At 66.9% G+C, this 18,340-nt stretch carries 19 protein-coding genes and 2 pseudogenes; 15 read left to right on the forward strand and 6 right to left on the reverse strand.

Translation table 11 applies throughout. The annotated features are described in order from the left end of the window. Window positions 1-310: 310 nt before the first annotated feature. Both HUT10_RS47725 and HUT10_RS51625 read left to right on the forward strand, forming a co-directional pair. Complete coding sequence (locus HUT10_RS47725) at window positions 311-1,051, forward strand: PAS domain-containing protein (RefSeq protein ID WP_176177249.1); 741 nt, start codon at window positions 311-313, stop codon at window positions 1,049-1,051. A 934-nt stretch (window positions 1,052-1,985) separates the two neighbouring features. After that, a pseudogene (locus tag HUT10_RS51625) lies at window positions 1,986-2,159 on the forward strand (integrase); the annotation flags it as partial. 441 nt (window positions 2,160-2,600) lie between these two features. Here HUT10_RS51625 and HUT10_RS47735 read toward each other — a convergent pair. Then, complete coding sequence (locus HUT10_RS47735) at window positions 2,601-3,638, reverse strand: hypothetical protein (RefSeq protein WP_176177251.1); 1,038 nt, start codon at window positions 3,636-3,638, stop codon at window positions 2,601-2,603. 104 nt (window positions 3,639-3,742) lie between these two features. Continuing rightward, window positions 3,743-4,237 (reverse strand): hypothetical protein, encoded by a 495-nt coding sequence (locus HUT10_RS47740; protein ID WP_217709719.1) that lies wholly within the window; start codon window positions 4,235-4,237, stop codon window positions 3,743-3,745. Between the two features lie 719 nt (window positions 4,238-4,956). Here HUT10_RS47740 and HUT10_RS47745 point away from each other — a divergent pair. Continuing rightward, window positions 4,957-7,035, forward strand: a complete 2,079-nt coding sequence (locus tag HUT10_RS47745; protein WP_176177252.1) for an NB-ARC domain-containing protein — start codon at window positions 4,957-4,959, stop codon at window positions 7,033-7,035. Here the strand turns inward: HUT10_RS47745 and HUT10_RS47750 are convergent. Then, window positions 7,023-7,187: a hypothetical protein gene (locus HUT10_RS47750; protein ID WP_176177253.1), complete on the reverse strand. Its 165-nt coding sequence runs from the start codon at window positions 7,185-7,187 to the stop codon at window positions 7,023-7,025. The genes HUT10_RS47745 and HUT10_RS47750 overlap by 13 nt on opposite strands. Before the next feature lie 619 nt (window positions 7,188-7,806). Between HUT10_RS47750 and HUT10_RS47755 the strand changes: the two genes are divergently transcribed. The 10 genes from HUT10_RS47755 to HUT10_RS47800 all read left to right on the forward strand — a co-directional run bounded on the left by HUT10_RS47755 (window position 7,807) and on the right by HUT10_RS47800 (window position 15,621). Beyond that, a complete protein-coding gene (locus tag HUT10_RS47755) occupies window positions 7,807-8,898 on the forward strand; it encodes an ATP-binding protein (protein ID WP_254897366.1) in 1,092 nt (363 codons plus the stop codon). A gap of 5 nt (window positions 8,899-8,903) precedes the next feature. Continuing rightward, the gene (locus tag HUT10_RS47760; protein ID WP_176177255.1) at window positions 8,904-9,650 is read left to right on the forward strand and encodes a response regulator transcription factor; all 747 of its coding nucleotides are present in this window, start codon (window positions 8,904-8,906) and stop codon (window positions 9,648-9,650) included. Window positions 9,651-9,703: 53 nt separating this feature from the next. Then, the gene (locus HUT10_RS47765; protein WP_254897367.1) at window positions 9,704-10,069 is read left to right on the forward strand and encodes a hypothetical protein; all 366 of its coding nucleotides are present in this window, start codon (window positions 9,704-9,706) and stop codon (window positions 10,067-10,069) included. A gap of 87 nt (window positions 10,070-10,156) precedes the next feature. Further along, window positions 10,157-10,522: a hypothetical protein gene (locus tag HUT10_RS47770; protein ID WP_176177257.1), complete on the forward strand. Its 366-nt coding sequence runs from the start codon at window positions 10,157-10,159 to the stop codon at window positions 10,520-10,522. 147 nt (window positions 10,523-10,669) lie between these two features. Further along, window positions 10,670-11,074: a hypothetical protein gene (locus HUT10_RS47775; RefSeq protein ID WP_176177258.1), complete on the forward strand. Its 405-nt coding sequence runs from the start codon at window positions 10,670-10,672 to the stop codon at window positions 11,072-11,074. After that, window positions 11,071-12,027 (forward strand): glycosyltransferase, encoded by a 957-nt coding sequence (locus tag HUT10_RS47780; RefSeq protein ID WP_176177259.1) that lies wholly within the window; start codon window positions 11,071-11,073, stop codon window positions 12,025-12,027. Before HUT10_RS47775 ends, HUT10_RS47780 begins: the two co-directional genes overlap by 4 nt. A gap of 75 nt (window positions 12,028-12,102) precedes the next feature. After that, window positions 12,103-13,152: a hypothetical protein gene (locus HUT10_RS47785; RefSeq protein WP_176177260.1), complete on the forward strand. Its 1,050-nt coding sequence runs from the start codon at window positions 12,103-12,105 to the stop codon at window positions 13,150-13,152. Beyond that, window positions 13,149-13,991 carry an aldo/keto reductase gene (locus HUT10_RS47790; protein WP_176177261.1) on the forward strand — a complete coding sequence of 281 codons (843 nt, stop codon included), beginning with the start codon at window positions 13,149-13,151 and terminating at the stop codon, window positions 13,989-13,991. The genes HUT10_RS47785 and HUT10_RS47790 overlap by 4 nt, the downstream gene beginning before the upstream one ends. Beyond that, on the forward strand, window positions 13,988-14,512 hold the full coding sequence (locus tag HUT10_RS47795) for a hypothetical protein (RefSeq protein ID WP_176177262.1): 525 nt from the start codon (window positions 13,988-13,990) through the stop codon (window positions 14,510-14,512). The genes HUT10_RS47790 and HUT10_RS47795 overlap by 4 nt, the downstream gene beginning before the upstream one ends. Further along, complete coding sequence (locus HUT10_RS47800) at window positions 14,509-15,621, forward strand: DUF2332 domain-containing protein (RefSeq protein ID WP_176177263.1); 1,113 nt, start codon at window positions 14,509-14,511, stop codon at window positions 15,619-15,621. Before HUT10_RS47795 ends, HUT10_RS47800 begins: the two co-directional genes overlap by 4 nt. On the opposite strand, the gene HUT10_RS47805 is transcribed toward HUT10_RS47800, so the two are convergent. Then, window positions 15,590-16,384 (reverse strand): RimK family alpha-L-glutamate ligase, encoded by a 795-nt coding sequence (locus HUT10_RS47805; protein WP_176177264.1) that lies wholly within the window; start codon window positions 16,382-16,384, stop codon window positions 15,590-15,592. The two genes, HUT10_RS47800 and HUT10_RS47805, sit on opposite strands and share 32 nt — an antisense overlap. Before the next feature lie 56 nt (window positions 16,385-16,440). Between HUT10_RS47805 and HUT10_RS51980 the strand changes: the two are divergent. After that, window positions 16,441-16,602: pseudogene (locus HUT10_RS51980) on the forward strand (NAD(P)-binding domain-containing protein); the annotation flags it as partial. An 86-nt stretch (window positions 16,603-16,688) separates the two neighbouring features. On the opposite strand, the gene HUT10_RS51635 reads toward HUT10_RS51980, so the two are convergent. Both HUT10_RS51635 and HUT10_RS47815 read right to left on the reverse strand, forming a co-directional pair. Beyond that, complete coding sequence (locus HUT10_RS51635; RefSeq protein ID WP_254897544.1) at window positions 16,689-17,258, reverse strand: hypothetical protein; 570 nt, start codon at window positions 17,256-17,258, stop codon at window positions 16,689-16,691. Between the two features lie 95 nt (window positions 17,259-17,353). Continuing rightward, the gene (locus HUT10_RS47815; protein WP_176177266.1) at window positions 17,354-17,677 is read right to left on the reverse strand and encodes a hypothetical protein; all 324 of its coding nucleotides are present in this window, start codon (window positions 17,675-17,677) and stop codon (window positions 17,354-17,356) included. A gap of 374 nt (window positions 17,678-18,051) precedes the next feature. On the opposite strand from HUT10_RS47815, the gene HUT10_RS51640 reads away from it, so the two are divergent. After that, a complete protein-coding gene (locus HUT10_RS51640) occupies window positions 18,052-18,273 on the forward strand; it encodes a DUF6351 family protein (RefSeq protein WP_254897532.1) in 222 nt (73 codons plus the stop codon). Window positions 18,274-18,340 lie beyond the last annotated feature (67 nt).

Here is an 18,340-nt window from a genome sequence, read left to right on the forward strand (position 1 = left end):
GGTCCGGCCATGACCGTGGCCGATTCGCGTCGTGGTCCGCACCGCCCGTCACGTGACCCTCCTGACGAGTCCAGCGCGCCGCAGGGACGCGCGCCGCCGCCGTGGAAACCGGCGTGCCCGGGGTTGCCGCCGCGGGCGACATGCGCATCGGATCGGTCGAACGAGCCGCCACGGCCGTGGACAGGGTGCGACGGCGGTCCGGCTGGTGCACGATCACCTGTCGAGGCCGCACCCGGCGCAGCTGTGTCGTGCCGGGTCGGCGCAGCCGGCGGCCGTGAGGAGGCCGAATGGACGGGGAGGGGCTCCCGGGATGTCAGATCAGGCCGCATGGCCCGCGCACGTCGTCGAGTGGGCGACCGAACGCATCGGGGGAAGGTCGCTGTCCGAGGAGTGGGAACGCGGCCCGATGCTTCTCGGCCGCAGCGACTTCCACGGGTTCTACCAGGCAGCGAACACCCGCCACAGCGAACTGCTCGGCTGGACGATCGCCGAGCTGGCCTCGGTGTCGTGGTGGGAGTTCGTGCACCCCGACGACCGGGACGGGATGGTCGAGGGCATCGAGCTGCTGATGAAGATCGGCCGCTGGGACGACGCCGAGGTGGGCTTCCTGATCCGCGACGGGCACTACCGGCGGACCCGGTGGAGCTTCCTCGCCGACCCGGACGACGAGTTCATCTACTGCGTCGGCCAGGACGACGGCGTGGATTTCCGGGAGTGGGTCAGGGTGCGCGTGGGCATCTGGCAATGGCATCCGAGCGCCGGCACGATGACCTGGTCCGGTCTGCTGTTCGATCCCCACCCGCCGACGACCTACGCGGGGTTCCTGGCGCTTGTGGACGACACCGACCGTTCCCGACTCGACGAGCAGGTGCGCGCAAGCCTGCTCACCGACGACCCGATCGAAGACACCGTGCGGGTCGGCCTGGTGCTCGGTCCGACCCCCGTGCGGTTCGCGGGGACCGCCCACCGTGGCCCGGACGGCAACATTCACGTCTGCGGGATCGCGCAAGCCATCGACGAGCGGGCCGCGTCCGGCGGTCAAGGTGGATGACGAGACTGCCGACGTCTGGGCAAGACCCGGCGAATGCCGCCCTCCGGCCCGCCGCCGAGATGAGCAGCCCGCCCGCGCCGGGCCGACCGCCCGCCTGACGTTCGCATTGATCTCGTCGAGTAGCGCTGCCGCGGGGATCTGGTCGCTGCCGACGAGCTCCGGCTGCATCGCCTGGAACGACAGTGACAGCTCACGCCTGACGCCCAAGCGTGGAGGTCGAGTGCCATCGTGGGTGGTCGTTCGCCCTCCGGCATGATCGCGTCTCGTGCTGGTTCGGTTCGCTTGTCTCGCCGTTGCCCACGCCTTCGCGGCACTACGACTTTTGCTGAGGGCTGAACGGAAAGACGTCGAGATCCTCGCTCTGCGCCACCAGCTCACCATCTTGCAACGACAGCTCGGCGGCCGACGTCCGCAACTTCGGCCCGAGGACAGGATGTTCCTCTCGATATTGCTGGTGCCGCTGTCCCGCGCGGCGTTACGTCGGCTCCGGCTCTTGGTCAGCCCGGATACGGTGTTGCGGTGGCATCGCAACCTGCTGAAACGCCGTGATGCCCGCGCAAGCGTGAATCGAAGGCCTGGGCGCCCGCGTACCCGCACCTCGATCCGTCGTCTCGTTCTGCGCCTGGCGGCCGAGAACCCAGCATGGGGCTACCGGCGCATCCATGGCGAACTCGCGCTGCCCGGTATCAAGCTGACTTTCTGCGCTCTCAAGCCGAGGCGGTTCTGGCGATGGACTTCGTCGAGACCATCACGCTCACTGGACAGCGGCAGTACATTCTCGCGGCTATCCACCACGCGGGCAGGCGGATCCGCATTCTCGGTACTACGGCGCACCCGACACAGGCTTGGGTGACGCAGGCCGTCCGCAACCTGCTCATGGACCTCGAAGGGGTAGGAGACGTCCCGCGGGTGAAGTTCCTTGTCCGCGCGACCGCGACGACCGCCGATCCTCCCGACGTTCACCTTCCACGAAGGCTGCCACACGCACAGCACGTGGCTGACCGAGGACGGCATCCCGGAGGTCGCTCGGCGCGCGCGGCTGGGGCAGAAGATGAAGGGCATCGCCCGGGTCTACGACCACGTGACCCCGGCGATGGTCAACCAGATCCCGGAAGCCAGGAGGGTTCCGGAGGCCGCCTACGAGAGGCGACCGGACCGGGGGTCCGGGGGCTTGCCCCCGGCGGGGGTGTGGGGGCTCGGCCCCCACAGGACACGACGAAGAGAGCCCTGCTTGCGCGTTCCGCAAGCAGGGCTCTCCCGCGATCGAGTGCGCGATACTGGGATTGAACCAGTGACCTCTTCCGTGTCAGGGAAGTGCGACGCATGGCTCGACCAGGCGAAGCGTATCCTTCCGCAGCTCACAGGCTCGTGTTGGTCCCCGGAGGGGCAGCTTCTCGGAAATTGCTTCGGGTTGTGATCGCCGATGAATCGCCAGATTTCGGACCGCAGTCGACAACCACAACTGGTACCGATGGCGCCAGTGGTCCAGCGATTGGCCCGACCGTCGAAGATCGCATGGGTCGTCATTCCTCCACGGCTTTGATCCACCTCACCTGCAGACGTTCTCCCTGTGCGAACTGAGGGGGGGGGGGTGGACCTCCGCGCCGACGGTCCATTCATTGGGGAGGGCGGTCAGGCCAACCGAGTCCGCTACGACCGTGCAGTCCTTGAATCTGATTCCGGCGCCGTCGTGCTTGCAATCCGAGAAGGTCACGCAACCGAACGTGCACTTCTGGAAAGTGTCCCGTTTTCGCACTTCCGCTCCGACGAAACTCAGCACGCCGCTGGGATGCGAATCTGACATGCCGATGCCTGCTTCGAAGATCGCGCTCTCGAAGCTGGTCATGAGAGTCCTGAGGCCGTCCACTATGACCCAACCGCAGAACATCGTCCGCTTGCAGCTGACCTTCTCCCGTACCTCCGTGCCGTCGAGGGCTGTTTTGCCAGCAATCGTCGCCCGGTCCAAGGTCAGGGACCGACACTTGCAGAGCACTAGGTCGAGCTCGTCGAGCTGGGCGCCGGACAGGTCGAGGTCCAGGTCGGGCCAGAAGTCCTCACTTAACACGTCTTCGTTTTCCCGATTTGATTTCCCGACGGTGTGGATGTGGCGGATGATCAGCTTCTGGGCAGCGCGGCGAACCTCGAGCTCGGCTTCCCGAGCTGCCCCGGACTCGGTCGCTGCGGCATCCTCGCGCAGCGGCATGCGCAGGTACGCGCATACGACGTCGATGATGGTCTGCCGCAACGTCGGGTGCTCCGAATCCCGGCCAAGCCGCTCGAGCGCGTACAATTCGGCCAGACGCACGGCTGGCTGATCGGAGCCGAGTTGCTCGGTCGCGCTTGTATATAGCTCGGTGATCCGCCGTTTGGTGGCGTCGTGGATGGTGTGCTGGCCGGTGATTTCACTCGACCGCTGACGGTGGAATGCGAGCCAGAGCGCGAGACCGCCGCCGGTACCGGCGGCGGTCGTCAGGCTCAGCCTCAGGACGTCGACTCGCACCGACGCCGGGTCTAATGCTCCGACGTAGCTGTCGGCCCAGTAGTAGACACCTAGGCTGATCGCCGCTACGACCATCAGTGCGGGCACAGTCCACAACCAAGACAGCGGCCGGAGGTCGGGCAGGGACTTTCTCTCCACAACTTCCCTTCGAACAAGATCGCTTGGTGATGACCAGGTCGATTTCTGCGGAGTCACCGATTTCCGCGCATCATCATCTCCGCTGTCTCGGCCAGCTGTCGGCTGATCCCGGGAAGGGTCTGCGCTGCTTCGCCTAGTTGTCGTGCGCTGAGGACGAAGTCTCTCGTGCCGAGCACTTCTGCGGCGTGCGCAAGGCTCCTTGCGGTCTGCGCGTCGATTCCGGCACTAGAGTCGGAGATCGATGCGATGACCTGCTTCAGTTCGTTCACAGTATCTGCGCTCGCGGTTCCGGTCTCCTCGAGACGTTTGGTGATCGCTTCGAGGCGGTTCAGCGGCGGCTCGGCAATCTTCGCCAGTGCGGCCAGCGCGGCCTCCGGATTATTTACCTGAAGAGATTTGAGTACTCTGTTTTGGTCTCCTTCATGGGCGAGCTTCCACTCGTGGAGCTTTTCGGGTGGGTACCGGTCCTCGTCACCGTCGACTTCTTCGTGATGCGCCAGACATAGGATAATGAGATTTTCGAAGGAATCTCGTTGGTCCTCACTCAATTCTCCGCGATAGCGTGCAGCTTTAGGCCTTACTCCGTAGATGTGTGCTATCTGGGAGTTCTTGCGGTACACGCCTGGCCGAACTTCGAGCACAACCGGTATGGGGCAGCCTGGTGCGTAGCAGTGGCCGTTGCTGACTGTCCAGAGTGCGGCCTGCATTGCCGGGTGCAGGCCCTTTCGCTTTCCGGCGCCCTGCGCGGCCTGCCCTGAGTTATGTGCCATCCCTTTAGCGTGCCAGGATGTGACGCCATAGAGAAGCGCGAAGTATCGCGGCAGCCAGTGGTCCGCTGACGCCTGCAGGCGGCTCCACTGGCCCTGCGCTGCGGCGCGCCGGTGGAAGCGGATACTCCTGACCGCTGTCTACCGCTCGGCGGGACTCAGGTATTCATCCCGGCGAGATTGTCTGAGCGGGCGCCGGACAAAGTCAACGAGTGCGAACGAGCCGCGCAAAGGCGCTGGTCAGCGCCGTGACCGACTCATGGAAGCGGGCAAAATCTCGCCTGGTGCCAGGTGGCGGAAGGAAAGCCATTCAGGTGGATCATCTCATTGTCGGACCAAAATGATCACGCTGGCGTTTCGGTGGAACAGCGTCCCGGCAGCGAATTGATCATTTCGCCGCCCTTCGACGGTGGTTCCGGAAGTAGGCTGTTCGAGTGGTCGTCACGATCTGTCAGTGAAGTGCCTCCCTTTGCTGGCCGGTGGCCGGTGACACTGTTTCGGTGGTCGATGAAGCGAACGCGGGCAACAAGGTGAGCGGCGGGGTGACGGGAACCGTGGTGCAGGCGGGCACCATCCACCGCCTCATCCTGCCCCGGAATCGGCAGGCACCGCCGCGGCCCTGGCAATTGCCGGCAACCGTTCGCGGCTTCGCCGGGCGGGGAGAGTCCGTGAAGGCACTGGATGCTCTCTTGGACGCGGATTCCGCCGGCTCGCCCGTGTGCCTGACGCTGGACGGGGTCGCCGGTGTCGGGAAGACTGCGCTGGCCGTCTGGTGGGCGCACCGGGTGCACCACCGCTTCCCGGACGGTGCTCTGTTCGCGGAACTCGGCGGACACGCGCCCGATGCACCACGGGCGCCGGCTGTGGTGCTCACTTCTTTCCTGCAGGCCTTCGGGGTCACTGACGAGGTGATTCCGCGGGAGATTGGAGCTCTGACCGGCTTGTACCGGTCGGTGCTCGGGCAGCGTCGGGTACTAGTGCTGCTGGACAACGCCGCGGACGCCGGGCAGGTTCGGCCGCTGCTGCCGGGGTCGCAGGGGTCGCTGGTGGTCGTGACCAGCCGAAACGCGTTGAACGGGCTTGTCGTCACCGAAGGCGCACGGCGCCTCTGCCTCGACGTCCTCGAACCGGCCGATGCCACAGCCCTGGTCACTACGGTGATCGGCTCCGATCGAGCCACCGCCGAGCCCGCCGCGGTGGCTGAACTGGTCCGCCTGTGCGGCCGGTTGCCGCTTGCGCTGCGTGTTGCGGCGAGCCGCATCGCCAGCCGACGTCACACCCGTGTCGCGGATGTCGTCGAAGATCTCGCGGTCGCCGAGAACCGGTTGGATGCTTTGCGGGTCGCGAAGGACGAGGCCACGGCAGTGAGGACGGTGTTCGACTGGTCCTACGCCCGCCTGCCCGCGGCGGAGGCCCGCTTGTTCCGGCTCCTCGGCCTGCACCCCGCCCCGGAGTTTGACGCGAACGCGGCGGCCGCGTTCGCCGGTACAGACCCGACCGCCGCCCGCCGGATTCTGGATGGCCTCGCCGAAAGTCACATGGTGGAAGAAATCGCCCACCGGCGTTATCGCTGCCACGACCTCCTCCACCTGTACGCGGCCAGCCGTGCCGAATCCGACGAAACCGCGACCGGCCGCCTCTGCGCCTCGGCGGCCGGACTGTCCTGGTACGCCCAAGCCGCCACCGACGCCGACAAACTGGTCTTTCCGGCTCAGCCGGGGCCGGTGGCCGACCTCGGACCGGTGCGCCACCGGCTCGTCGTGGCGGATCGTGCTCGGGCGTGGACCTGGCTCACCACGGAGTGCTCCACACTGTTCGCGGCCCTGAAGGAAGCCTTCAAGCAGGAGCTCCACCAGATCTCGCTGGCGCTGGCCGCCGGCTTCAGGTTCCTGGCCCTGCAGCCGGGTGCGTTGTGGCCCGTTCGCCTGGAGGCCGAGACCTACGGGTTGGCCGCGGCGCGCGCCGCGGGCCACCGGACCGCGGAAGCTGTCTTCCTGCGCAGAAGGGCCGACACTCGCCAGATGCTGGGCCACTGGTGTGAGTCCGATTCCGATCTGCGCGAAGCTGCCGTGCTGGCCGTTGAACTGGGTGACAGCGCATTGCGTGGAGAAGTGCTGTGCGGCCTGGGGCGCAACCTGAAGCTTCAACGCCGCTACGCCGCGGCCCAGGCGTGTTACGAGCAGGCACTGCCCCTGGTCCGCGGTGTCGGGACGCGGTACGTCGAAGCCGTGGTGGAATGCAACCTCAGCCAGCTCAGCGGGTTCCTCGGGCAGCACGACCGTGCGTTGGCCCACGCCGAGCGGGAACTTGCACTGCGGCAGGAACAGGGGGAGCCGCGGGGCGAAGGCTACGCCTGGCACGATCTGGCAGTGGCCAGGCAAGGGCTTGGATGGCACGAGGTGGCGGCCGAGGCAGGCGAGCGGTCGATCGCGGCCTACCGCGCGGCCGTCGGCGCGGACGAGTACCTCGCCCGTGCTCTCGAAACGACGGCGATCTCGCTTCGGCACACCGGAGAGCACGCGCGTGCAGCGGAGTACCTCGCGGAGGCGAAGGAAATACATGACCGCTACACCGAGTGATCCGCCGTGCACCGAGGACTGACGGTGTCGAGATCAACGATCCGGCTGTCCGGCATGCTCGCGAGGTTTAGCCCGACCTGCCGGTTCGCGCGAATCTCGCGGATGCCGGTGAGCAGGCCCAGCGACGCATTCTCGACGAACGACCCGGTCACGCCCGCTGTGACGGCAGCGGCGGTCTGGAAGGCTTGGCGATCGCGGTCGTGGCTGGGCTATGGTTCGTAGCGTTCCTCGACAAGCCGTACCTGCGCCTGGTGGTGGGCTTTGTGATGGCCGCGGCGGTCACCGGTATACACCACGCGGGCATGGCGGCCGTCCGGACGAACCTGGACATGGACGCTCCCGACCCGACCGGAGTCGAGGTGTCCTCGTTCTTGGTCCGGTGTTCGTTCTCATGGCGATAACGATGGCGGTCCCGTTGTGCGCGATCATGATCGCTCCGGCGGTGCAGCCCACGGAGGAACCCGCGCCCGCCGAGGCGGAGGCCGGTGTCCTGGCGGTGTGAGTCCTGGGTTCGCCGTTCCTGCTCGGTGACGGCCCTGGCGCGTTGCAGCGACGTGACGTTCACTGTGACTGTCCATCGCGCCAGCGACAATTGTCCACTAACTGTCCTTGCCGCCTCTGTTGTGATCGGGCTACCACTGGAAGGCCCAGGTTCCGTGCATTTCGGGACTACTGACGTAGTGGAGTCCGAGCTTGCCGTTCATGTCCAGGTCGCCGAATGGTGCTCTGCTCACGCGGACGACTTATCGGCTGATCCGTCCGTTCGAGGCGATGGCACTGCTGCTGCAGGCGACGAACTTGTTCGCCAGCACTGTCAATGACCGCTACGAGGGGGTCGGAATCCCGATCGTCCTGGGGCTGGGTGTGGGACACCTCGTGCTCGCCGGCTTCGTCCTGCGCTACCGGGGGCCGCTCACCCGGGGGCGAGCCTGGACAGCGGCGTGGGTAGCGATGATCTTCACTGTGCAGATGCTACTGGCGCACCTCCTCGCGCCGGGGGATTTCGCCGCGTACGGCGTCGGTGTGCCGATGGGCAACTACGCACTGATTCCCTTGGCGGTTTTCGCGTTCTACCCGTGGGGAGGTTTTCGCGACGCGACGAAGCGCCGCCTGATCGAAGGTGCACTGATCATCTCGATCGTGCTGCACCCGCTGCTGATCGTCGAGCTGATGACGAGGGGGGTGCCCACCGGGCTGCACCTGCTCAGCATCGGGCAGTACGGGGTGTGGGCGATCGTATGGTTCCTCGTCGGCAAAGGACTGGCATGGCTGTGCCGCATTGCGGTCGAGGTGGAGACCGAGGCGCTGTCACAAAGTTACGAAACCACTTTGGGTGATCTGCACACCCACTTGGAAGCCGCGGCACAGCAGATCGAAACCGGGCGCGACGTCCGTGAACTTGCGCAGCAGTTCCGAGAGCTGACCGCGACCCGGCGTAGACAGCTTTTGCTGACGGAGGAAAACGTCGGCGCGGTGGATTTGTTCAAGAATGCCGTCCGTGCGCACGGGGATCGGCTTACGCTGCGGGCCACGCCGCATCTGGGTGGCCTGACCGTGCCCCGTGCCCAGGCGATCCTGCTGGAGCAGGGTCTGGCGGATCTGCTCAAGAACGCTGTCGATCACGGCGGTGGGATCGTCGAAATCGGGTTCGCTGTGGAGGGTGCAACGATGACGCTGGACGTACGGGACTTCGGGCCGGGCCTGCCGCCGGAGCGCTTCGCGGAACCGGGCGGCAAACTGGAGCACCTTCGGGCACGCCTGCGCGACGAGGGCGGCGACCTGTCGCTGCTGCCCTCCGGTGCCGGGGGCGGAACTCTGGTCCGGCTGACTTTGCCGTTGCGGCCGATCCGGGTCCCGCGATGAGCGGCATGCGAGTCCTGGTGGTGGAGGATGAAGGAGTATCTGCCGCGACGGCGGAGGCCGAGCTCAGGAACTCCGTTGCGAGTGAGGTCGTCGTGGTCGCTGATCCGGTCGAAGCGCTTCGCCGCTTGAAGCGGACGTGCTTCGACGTGGTCGTGGTGGATATGCTCTACCGGCCGCATTCAGAGGACTTCGAACGCCGGCGGCGGCTGGGCGAGGTCGGGCTGACGGGCACGAGATTGCACCTGAGCGGGCTTGCTGTGCTCCACGTGGCGGCCGGCACCGGAACTGCGGCGGTGCTGTGGACCGGTGGCGAAGCCAACCGGCGGCTGCACATGCTGTTCGCGTACGAGCAGCTTGCCTGTCGGGCCATGTGCCCGAAGGACTCCGCCGGCAGGCTTGTCACCGCAGTCAGGAGCGCTGCTTCCGGCCGCGAGTACCTCGACCCGGTGGTGCGCATGCATCTGCCGCCGCGGTCGACACCGTCGTTGCGGGAGACTTTTCTGCACTCCGGCTCTCGGCTCGCCGTGTGGCGCGCGATGGCCCTGGGCCTGCATGACCATTCCCGGATCGGCAAGGCCGTCGGTATTTCTCCAGGGACGGTGCGCAGGGGAGTGGAAGACATGCGTGCCCGGCTCGTGCGATTCGACCCGGGTTGTTCGCTCGAAGGGCCGCCGACACCGGAACTGGTGCGGTACGCGAGCCAAAACTGGCACTTCTTCCTCGACGAAACCGTTCGGGAGCTACACCCGTGAGAGCCTCAGTCGAACGTCCCGGACACCTCGTGTTTCCCCTTGCTGTTTCGGCCGTGCTGGTGATTGTCTGGGCGGCTCTCGCCGTCACGCTCCCTGTGGCCGTTTATCGTGACTTGACCACCGACGTGTCCTGTACTTCGGGAAACCCCGTCGTCGCGGTCTGGATAGAGTCCAGTTCCGGAGGCTCGGGATTCGCCCGCGCGGGCCAGCCAGGCAGTGCCGCGGCCGCTCGCTACCTCTTCCGGCAGAACTTCGCCGCCCGTTACCAGATCCGCGTCGGATGTGGCGGCTCGGTGGAGCAGTGGGGGATCACGGCCAAGTCCACCTACTCGGAAGAACCCTACCGGCGGATCGTGTGTGACGACGTCCACCTCGACGGCCTCCTGACCGGTAACTGCCGGGACGGCGAACGGCGCTAGCCACATTTGTCCGCTGCCCCAATGTCTTCGGCCGGTCAAAGTGATTGGTGAGCGGCACTGGGCCGCGGAGAACCAAGAGGAGGAACCATGCGGAAACTGGTCAAGGCAGCCGCAGTCGCTGCCGCGGCGGCCGGACTCGTCGTAGGTGGCGCCGGCGTGGCGAGCGCCAGCTGGGCGAGTGCGACCGTCGGCGGCTACACAACCGGCGGAGTCAGCCTGCGCGACTGCTACCACCCGAGTGTGCACCTGCCGCCCAGTCAGGCGTGCACGTACCTCAAGACCATCGCGCCGGGCACTCCGGCCCACGTGGTCTGCCAGACCGTCGGCCAGGACATCTACGGCGATTGGCTGTGGGACTACGTAGTCACGTCGGCCGGCGAAGGGTTCATGGCCGACTACTACGTCAATACGGGCTACGCGGGCTGGATCCCCGGCATCGACCACTGCTCCTGACTCGCGCCGGGTGTCTCCGCCGGTGACCGCGGAGACACCCGTCCGGGTGGGCGCAGCCATTCCTTGATCGATCAGTAATGACTTCGCCGGATCGCACGATACTGGGGATCGTGCCGCCGGAAGCCTGCGAAGTGGAGGGAGAGATCGGTGTACCGCATCGAAGTTCCCGGCTACGAAGCCGACCGGCTGCGACCTGCGCTGGGGCCACGGCGTGCCGCCGTGTTCGCCGCGAAGCTCGGCTTGGCTGCCAGGGCGCTCGCGGGTCGGAGACTGGTCAACGTCACCGGGGACGACCGCCGCAAAGGTGGGGTCTATGAAGTCATGCGGAGTGTGCTTCCGTACCTGGTCGGTGCCGGGATCGAGGTGGAATGGCTGAATCTCGGCACCCCTCCGGAAGCGCGTCCGGCTCTGGAGTACTTCCACGTCCTGGCCCACGGGATACCGCCCGCCGAAGACTGGTACGGCCTGCTGGCCCGCGAACTGCGGAACTGGCCCGGTTCGGCCGGGCTGCCGCCGCCGAGCTGGCGGCGGTTCTCCGGCCGGACGACGTGATCGTCCTGAACGACACTCAGACGGCGCCGCTGGCGGCCGAGCTCGGCCGGTGGCGTGGGTCGATGCTCTGGCACGCCCACATCGGCACCGCCGAACGCAGCGAAATCGTCGACGAGTATTGGAAGGTCATCGGGCCGAGCGTCGCCGAAGCCGCGGTGAAGGTTTTTTACAGACCGGAATTCATGCCGCGGTCGCTTGCTGCGGGAAGTGTCTTCGCGTCACCCGGAGTCGATCCGTCCACGGTCAAGAACTGCTCGCTGGATCCCGCCGAGGCGCGCCGCGCATTGACCGCGCCGCGGGTGGGGCCGATCACGTGGCTCTCCGAAGGGCTTGCGATCGCCCACGGAGACGTTCTCGGACTACAGATCTCCCGCTGGGACCCGCTCAAGGACATGGCGGGCGCAGTCCGTGTGTTCCTCCAGACCGTGCGGCAGGCACCGGCCTTCCGCGGCCTCGTCGTCGGCCCGAAAGCCGAGTCGGCTTCGGAGCAGGCGGTGCTCGCGCAGTGTTCCGCAGCATGGGAGGGGGCTCCGGCGGATGTGCGGTCAAGGGTCCACATCGGCGTGATCGATCGGAGCGGCTCGGAAGAGCACGACCTTCTCGTCCGCCAAATCCAATCCGCTGTTGACGTCGTGCTCCAGAAAAGTATCCAAGAGGGATTCGGGTTGACTGTCACGGAGGCGATGTTGCGCGCGAAACCTGTGGTGGCGTCGGCGATCGGGGGAATTCCGTTGCAGATCGGCCATGATATGAACGGGGTTCTGGTCCAGCCAGGTTCCCCCGACGAAGTGTGGGTGGAGCAGTTGTGCTCACTAGTCGCCGACGAAGGTTCAAGGGCCCGGCTGGGTGCTCGCGCTCGGGCCGACGTGCTCGCCCGGCACACCGTCGTTGACCATCTGACCGCTGTCATCGACGGGGTCGCGAGGAACTCGCGCAGCTGTCGGACAGCCTGATCAGCCTATCGAGTCGCCAGATTGGTTGTTGCGATGTCCTATACGACATCTCTGCCCCAAAGTCCCCTTCCGTCCGTGGCTCGTTTCGGCGACCCGATGGGGCGCCGTAAACCCGCGGAAAGTACTTCCTACGACTTGGATGGACTCAGGAAGGCTTTCGCGGCGTTCGAGGGGTTTCACACGGCCGAGCGGCGGATAACCGGCGTCGCCGCCGTGGCCGCGGCGGCGCGTGCGTGTCTCCTGCCGGGGCAGCACGTCGGCTCTGGTGCGCTGCCGGAACCCAAGTCCGAGGTGCAGCGGTACTTCCGGATCAGGACCGCGGAGCTAGCCGAAACCGAAGCGCTGGCGGAGTGCCTACGCGTCATAGGTGACGCGGCCGGAGATCTGATCCACGCGCCGGTCGCGGGTAGTGATCTCGTGCGTGTGGTGTCGGCGATGTCGGCGGTGATCGAGTCCTTCCCTGCGGGCGGGATGCCCGTTTCCGCCGGGGAAACGCCTGACCAGGCATGCCGCGAACCCGCGGTCGACGAAATGTGGATGTGGCGATGGATCGTCGGGCATCAACTGCACGCGATGTTCAACGTCTACGCGGCGTATGCCCTAGGCGACGCGGCGGACGCGTTGCGGGCGGGCTGCGATGATGAAGCGATCGAGGCTCTGGAAACTGCGACGCGTATTGTGGGTGGTTTTGCCGGAGCTCGGGCGCAGGCCCTGGCCGTGCCCGGCTGGTTCTATCAGGAGGTTCTCCGCCCGAGCATGCTGCCGCCGCTGACCGGTGCGCCGCTGAGCGGCCGGATGCACACGGAATACCGCGGTTACCGGAAGCGGCTCGGTGAAGTCCTCGAGCTGGTGCCGCAGACCAGCGTGGAGCTCGCGTCCACCCGCCCCCGGCTGGCGTTCGCTCGCGAACGGTTGCTCGAGGCGGATCTGGTCGAAGCCGAGCGGCATGTCACGCTGGTCGAGCCGGTGGTGTCGATGTCCCGGTCACTGATCCAGACCGGCCGGAGTTCGGACAACGCCGTGTCGGCGCTGCGCCGGATCCGCCATCGCCGGGCCGCGGAGATCGAACCGTACGTCCGCTTTCCGGACGGTGCGAGTTCGACCGGGACGGTGAGCGCGAAATGAGCGATGCCCGGATGGACCTGTGCGGCTCGCGGGTGCGGCGTCTGGGGTTCGGTACCCTGCGTCTCCTCGGCCCCGCCGCCTTCGGGCAACCACCGTCCCGCACCGACGCCGAGCGGCTTCTTGCGGCGGCGGCGAACCACTCCGACGTCATCGACACGGCCGACTGCTACGGTCCTGAGACAGCCGAGAACCTGATCGCGAGTGTGCTCCACCCGTACCGGCACGGACTGGTCGTCGCGACGAAGGGAGGGCTGACGTGCCCGGCCCCCGGGGTGTGGATTCCAAGCGCCGCGCCGGATCGTCTTCGCCGTTGTTGCGAGGATTCCCTGCGGCGCCTGCGGACGGATCGCATCGATCTCTACCAGCTGCACGGGCCCGATCCCATGGTCACCTACGAGCACTCGATCGAAGCGCTGGCCCGGCTGCGGGCGGAGGGATTGATCATGGACGTCGGTCTGTGCAACGTTTCCGCGGACCAGCTCAGGCGAGCACAACGGATAGTGCCGATTTCGTCGGTGCAGAACAGGTACAACGTCGGTTACCGGGCTGACGACTCGCTGGTCGCGCTGGCCGCGTCCGAGGGGCTGCCCTTTCTGGCCTGGTTTCCTCTGGAGCGCGGCAGCCTGGCGGCCGGCGCGGCGGCTTCCTTGACCATGGTGGCCGAGAAGCACGGGGCTTCCCGCGCGCAGATCGCTCTCGCGTGGTTGCTGCATCGCTCGGGCAACCTGGTCCCGATTCCGGGAACTGGGTCCGTACGCCACCTGGAAGAGAATGCGGGAGCTGTCTCGGTCGACCTTGATCCCGAGGACATGCGTGCTCTTGAGGGGATCACGGTATGACGATGGTGGCCGTTGCAGCGTCCGACCTGCATTGGGAAGTGCACCGGGTGACAGCCGATGGTGCGGTCGAGCACCGCTGGCTCGACACGGCCACCGGTGCATCCGAGTGGACTGGCTGGCGGCGGTCGCCGTTCCATGGCACGGCGGCGGCGCTGAGTGCGCTCAGCGGCTGGGACCGGCAGCTCGAAGTCTTCGTACTGGACGTCGAGGGCCGGGTATGGAACCGGTGGTGGTGGCAGGACCGGGGCTGGTCGCCTGTGGGCGGCTACAACGGGCTCGGCCGGCCGTTCTCCGATGGGGCACGGCACATCTCCGCGGTGAACGCCGGGCAAGGGCACTTCACCGTTTTCGTCGAGGCCGCCGACGGGAAGATCGCGATGCTGCCGCACGTTGTCGGCCCCGGCGGGCCACACTGGCGTCGATGCCCGCACGCGGATTCGCTGGGCGATGGCTGGTGGCCGGCGTTCGCGCCCGGCTCCGGTGCGGCCTACCGCCATGAACCCACCGGAGGGCGGCCTTGAACGACACAGCAGCGGGGCGGGCCCGGTTTCGGTCCTTCGGGGAGAAGATCCGCCGGTCCTCGCCCCTCTACTCGGCCATCGCGCTGGCGGCGGCCGACGACGAGGACATGCTCGGCTTGGTCTCCGAGGTGCCGGACGACGACGGGGTGGCTACGCTGCTGCTAGCCGCGGTGCATTATCTCGCGCGGCGGAGTGACAGCAAGCTCGCCGCCTTCTACCCCACGCTGGGCGGTACGCTCGAACCCGGCTACCGCGCCTGGCAGGCCTTCCGGGACTTTGCACTCGATCACCGGCACCAGATCGGCGTGCTCCTGAGGACCAAGTCGGTCCAGACCAACGAAGTGCGGCGGGCGGCGGTCATCCGGCCGGCGCTGGCCCGGATAGCTCGTCGTGTGCGTGGACCGGTCAGTCTCGTGGAGGTTGGCTGCAGCGCGGGATTGCTGCTGTCCCTGGACCGGTATTCTTACCGCTACCGTGTGGCCGGCGGTGAGGAGATTCGGGTCGGCCGGCCGGAATCCGGTCTGCGGCTCGACTGCGACGTCTATGGGAGTTTCCCGCTCGACGTGGCGGAGGGCCTGTCCTTTGTGAGCAGGGTTGGCCTCGACCGGAATCCACTCGATTGCCGGGATCCTGAGCAACTCGCGTGGCTCGAGGCGTGCGTCTGGGCGGATCAGCCCGCGCGGCTCAAGCGGCTGAGGGAGGCCATCCGGGAACATCGTCCGCAGGACGTAGTCATGCTCGCCGGCGACGCGATCGGCCATCTCAGCACCGCGATCAGTGCAACCGCGGACGACAGCACGGTTGTCGTGCTCACAAGCTGGCTGTTCACTTACCTCGTGCCGGATGGGCAACTGGCCTTCCGTGCCGCCCTTCGGAACGCAGCGCATGGCCGGGAGCTGTGGTGGGCAGGCAACGAAACCTACGAGAGCTGCCTGGGCCACGGGTATCCCCAGGCCGGGCATCTGAGCTACCGGGCATCGGGGCGGTGCGTGGTGGCTGTCGCACCGGTGCATGAGCCCGGAGCAGGCGCGGAGATCCTCGGGACCGCCGACGTGCACGGCGCCTCGCTCCACGGGTTCAGCGGTCCCTCGATCCGGGTGAGCTGGTGAACATGCTGCTTAGCACGTCGGCGTACAGTGCGGCGGCGATGCGGAAGTTCTCGTCCGAGGACGCGCTGAAGAAGATCAGCGAGAACGCGTCGTTGACCTCTAGCACCGTGCTTGTGTTCCTGTGTACGACTATGTCCACGGCTCCGAACCGGATCCCCAGCTCGTCGCTGGCCCTGACGGCGAGCCTGGCGAGCGGGCCGTACTCCGCCGAGGCCGGCCGGACGACCCTCGGCGTGCCACCGAGGTTGAGATTGAACTTCCACGGCTGCTCGCTGCCTCCGAATCTGAGCTTCTCGAAGACCAGCCGCGCTTTTCTGTCGAGCACCACGACGCGGTACTCGGCGTCGAACGGCGTGAACGGCGAGTACGCTAAGGTCTGGTATTTCGCCGAAAGCGCAGCGAAGTTCGCGAGCAGTTCTTCCTGGTTCCGGCAGAGCAGCACGTCCGCGCCTCCCGAGCCACGGTTCGGTTTGAGCACCAGGGGAGGTTGGACGTCCGGGGACAGGTTGGGTCCCCTGCTGCGCCGGTCTTTGGGAATCTCGATCAACGTGTGTTCGACCGCGGGAATGCCCGCGGCGTGCAGGAGACCGAAGGTGCAGACCTTGTCCAAAGCGGCCTCCGCCGCGGACGCGTCGTTCAGCCCGAACGTGTAGCCGATGATCCTGGTCGACCGGATCCCGTCCGAAACCGACGCGATCCAGCGGTCGGGGCTCCACCCGACATCCAGTCCCAGTTCGCCGCAAGCTTCCGTCACTTGCCGCACGAAGTGGAGTCTTAAGCCGTCTTCCGCAGACCTCACGTTCGTTCCTCGCTTCGCGTGTGCGACGCAGTGCGTTCTCGTCCCCGCGGGCTTTGTCCGGACTGCATCCGTTCAAAGGACGATGCTCTCATGAGCCGGATGGATTTCTCGGGCTCGGACGCATGGGTTTGCCGGTGGCGGAGCGCCTAGCGTCCGCCGGCCACGAGGTGACGGTGTGGAACCGCACGGCCGATCTCGGCGGCTCAACGGGCTCGAATGGCCGGAGCCGGGACGGCACGATCGGCCGTCGCGGGCCAGGAGGTGGTCATCACGATGCTGAGCGGCTTCGCTGGGGTCCGCAAGGTCCACGCTCCCGTGTGCGGCAGCGTTCTGCAGTCTGCCGCTGGCGATCTGCGCATCTTCGCCGGCGGCGATCCGCCGGTTCGGCCGTGAAGCTGGTGGGAAACGCGGCCATCATTTGAGCCATGGTGGCCGTCGGCGAGGCGCCGTTGCGCCCGACGCAGGGGGTGCTGTTGCCGGTGGCGAGGCGTTGGTTGATGTTGGCGCGCAGGCTCATGAGGTAGCCGTCGCGGGTGGCGTTGATGAACATGTCGGCTGGTCGGCTGTCGGTGCTGAGTGTCCAGCCGTGGCCGGCCCACCAGGTCTTGAGGGCGTCGAAGTAGGTGTTGTTGTTCTGGGTGGTGGGGAGTCCGTTGATCCAGAAGGTGACTCCGAGCAGGACCTGTCCGGTGGGTTTGTCGGCGGAGTCGGTGCAGTTCAGCGGCTGGGGCGGCAACTCTTCCAGGCTGAAGCCGGGCGGGAACGCGCCGGTGGCCGCTTCGCGGATCTGGTCGGTGGCGGCTGCTTGAGCCTGGGCGAGCGTGATGGTGGGGTTCATGGGTGGGTTGTCTCCGCATCCGGCGGTGGTGGCCAGTAGGACCGCGAGGACCGGGAGCCACCGAAGCGTCTTCGGGGTTCCTTTGTGTCCTCGCGTCACGGCGTGGATGCACCTGCTATGACTTTGGCCATTCCTTGCAGCGACTTCGAGTTGGGATCCCAGTATTCGGTATGGCCTGTGGCCGGGTCGGAGTCGAACGGGTGCCCGCTGAACCAGTTGGTAGCGGGGTCGCGGCCGAGCGGGTCGATGCGGTCGAAGGCCGGGCTGTGCAGGTTGGTCCACGCGGGGACCATGTCCGCGGCCGATTTGGTGGCGAAGAAGTGGTTGCACATCTGGTCGGACGGGACGCCGTCGAGGTGCAGGTCGGTGGCGTGCTGGACGCCGACGCCGGGGCTGGCGACCATGACGAGGTTGTCCACCGGGAGGCCGAGGTCGCGCGCGGTTTGGCCAACGACGTGGTGCCGTAGCTGTGGCCGATCACGGTGGAGTTGACCGGGATCGCATCGTGGCTGGCGCCGAGCTCGTCCTGGAAGCGGCGCAGCCCGGGTTCGGCGTGATCGGCGAAGCTGGTGCTGGCCGCGTCGGGCAGGATGCTCTGCGGGCCAACAGCACGGCGGCCAACCAGGTGATCATCGAAACCACGCCACCGCAGTCGAAGCGGCGGCGGCCGCCGGCGGCTACGAGCTCGACGCCATGGACCGCTGGCCGACCGCTCGGCCGATCTCGGCGACGGCTGCTCCCTCTCGGCGACGTCGCGGATCACCGAGAAGCTGACGTACCCGGCGAGCGGCCGATGCGGCGCGCAGTACCCGGTGGCGGGCGACACCCGGATGGTCGCAGGGGAGAGCCTGGCCCTCGAGGGCTAAAGTGCCGGCTGAAGCCACTGGACTTCCGCGACTACCCGGTCACCTTCACCGCAGCCGACCGGGACCGCCTGCGAGCAGCGTTCCTTGGCGGAGTGCGCGACTACAGCCACCCGGACATCGGCCACCACGCCCGATCGGCGCCTGGCTGAGCGACGGCGACAAACGCACCGGCACCGCCCCGCCGACAAAGCTGCGGTGACCGGCATCGGTGGGTTC

The organism is Amycolatopsis sp. Hca4, from assembly GCF_013364075.1.
Taxonomy (GTDB): Bacteria; Actinomycetota; Actinomycetes; order Mycobacteriales; family Pseudonocardiaceae; genus Amycolatopsis.

Bases quoted from the DNA above. Each gene is read 5' to 3' on its own strand.
- HUT10_RS47760 (WP_176177255.1), top strand. From the start codon at position 8,904: ATGCGAGTCCTGGTGGTGGAGGATGAAGGAGTATCTGCCGCGACGGCG.
- HUT10_RS47790 (WP_176177261.1), top strand. From the start codon at position 13,149: ATGAGCGATGCCCGGATGGACCTGTGCGGCTCGCGGGTGCGGCGTCTG.
- HUT10_RS47770 (WP_176177257.1), top strand. From the start codon at position 10,157: ATGCGGAAACTGGTCAAGGCAGCCGCAGTCGCTGCCGCGGCGGCCGGA.
- HUT10_RS51640 (WP_254897532.1), top strand. From the start codon at position 18,052: ATGCGGCGCGCAGTACCCGGTGGCGGGCGACACCCGGATGGTCGCAGG.
- HUT10_RS51635 (WP_254897544.1), bottom strand. From the start codon at position 17,258: ATGAACCCCACCATCACGCTCGCCCAGGCTCAAGCAGCCGCCACCGAC.
- HUT10_RS47795 (WP_176177262.1), top strand. From the start codon at position 13,988: ATGACGATGGTGGCCGTTGCAGCGTCCGACCTGCATTGGGAAGTGCAC.
- HUT10_RS47755 (WP_254897366.1), top strand. From the start codon at position 7,807: ATGGCACTGCTGCTGCAGGCGACGAACTTGTTCGCCAGCACTGTCAAT.
- HUT10_RS47725 (WP_176177249.1), top strand. From the start codon at position 311: ATGTCAGATCAGGCCGCATGGCCCGCGCACGTCGTCGAGTGGGCGACC.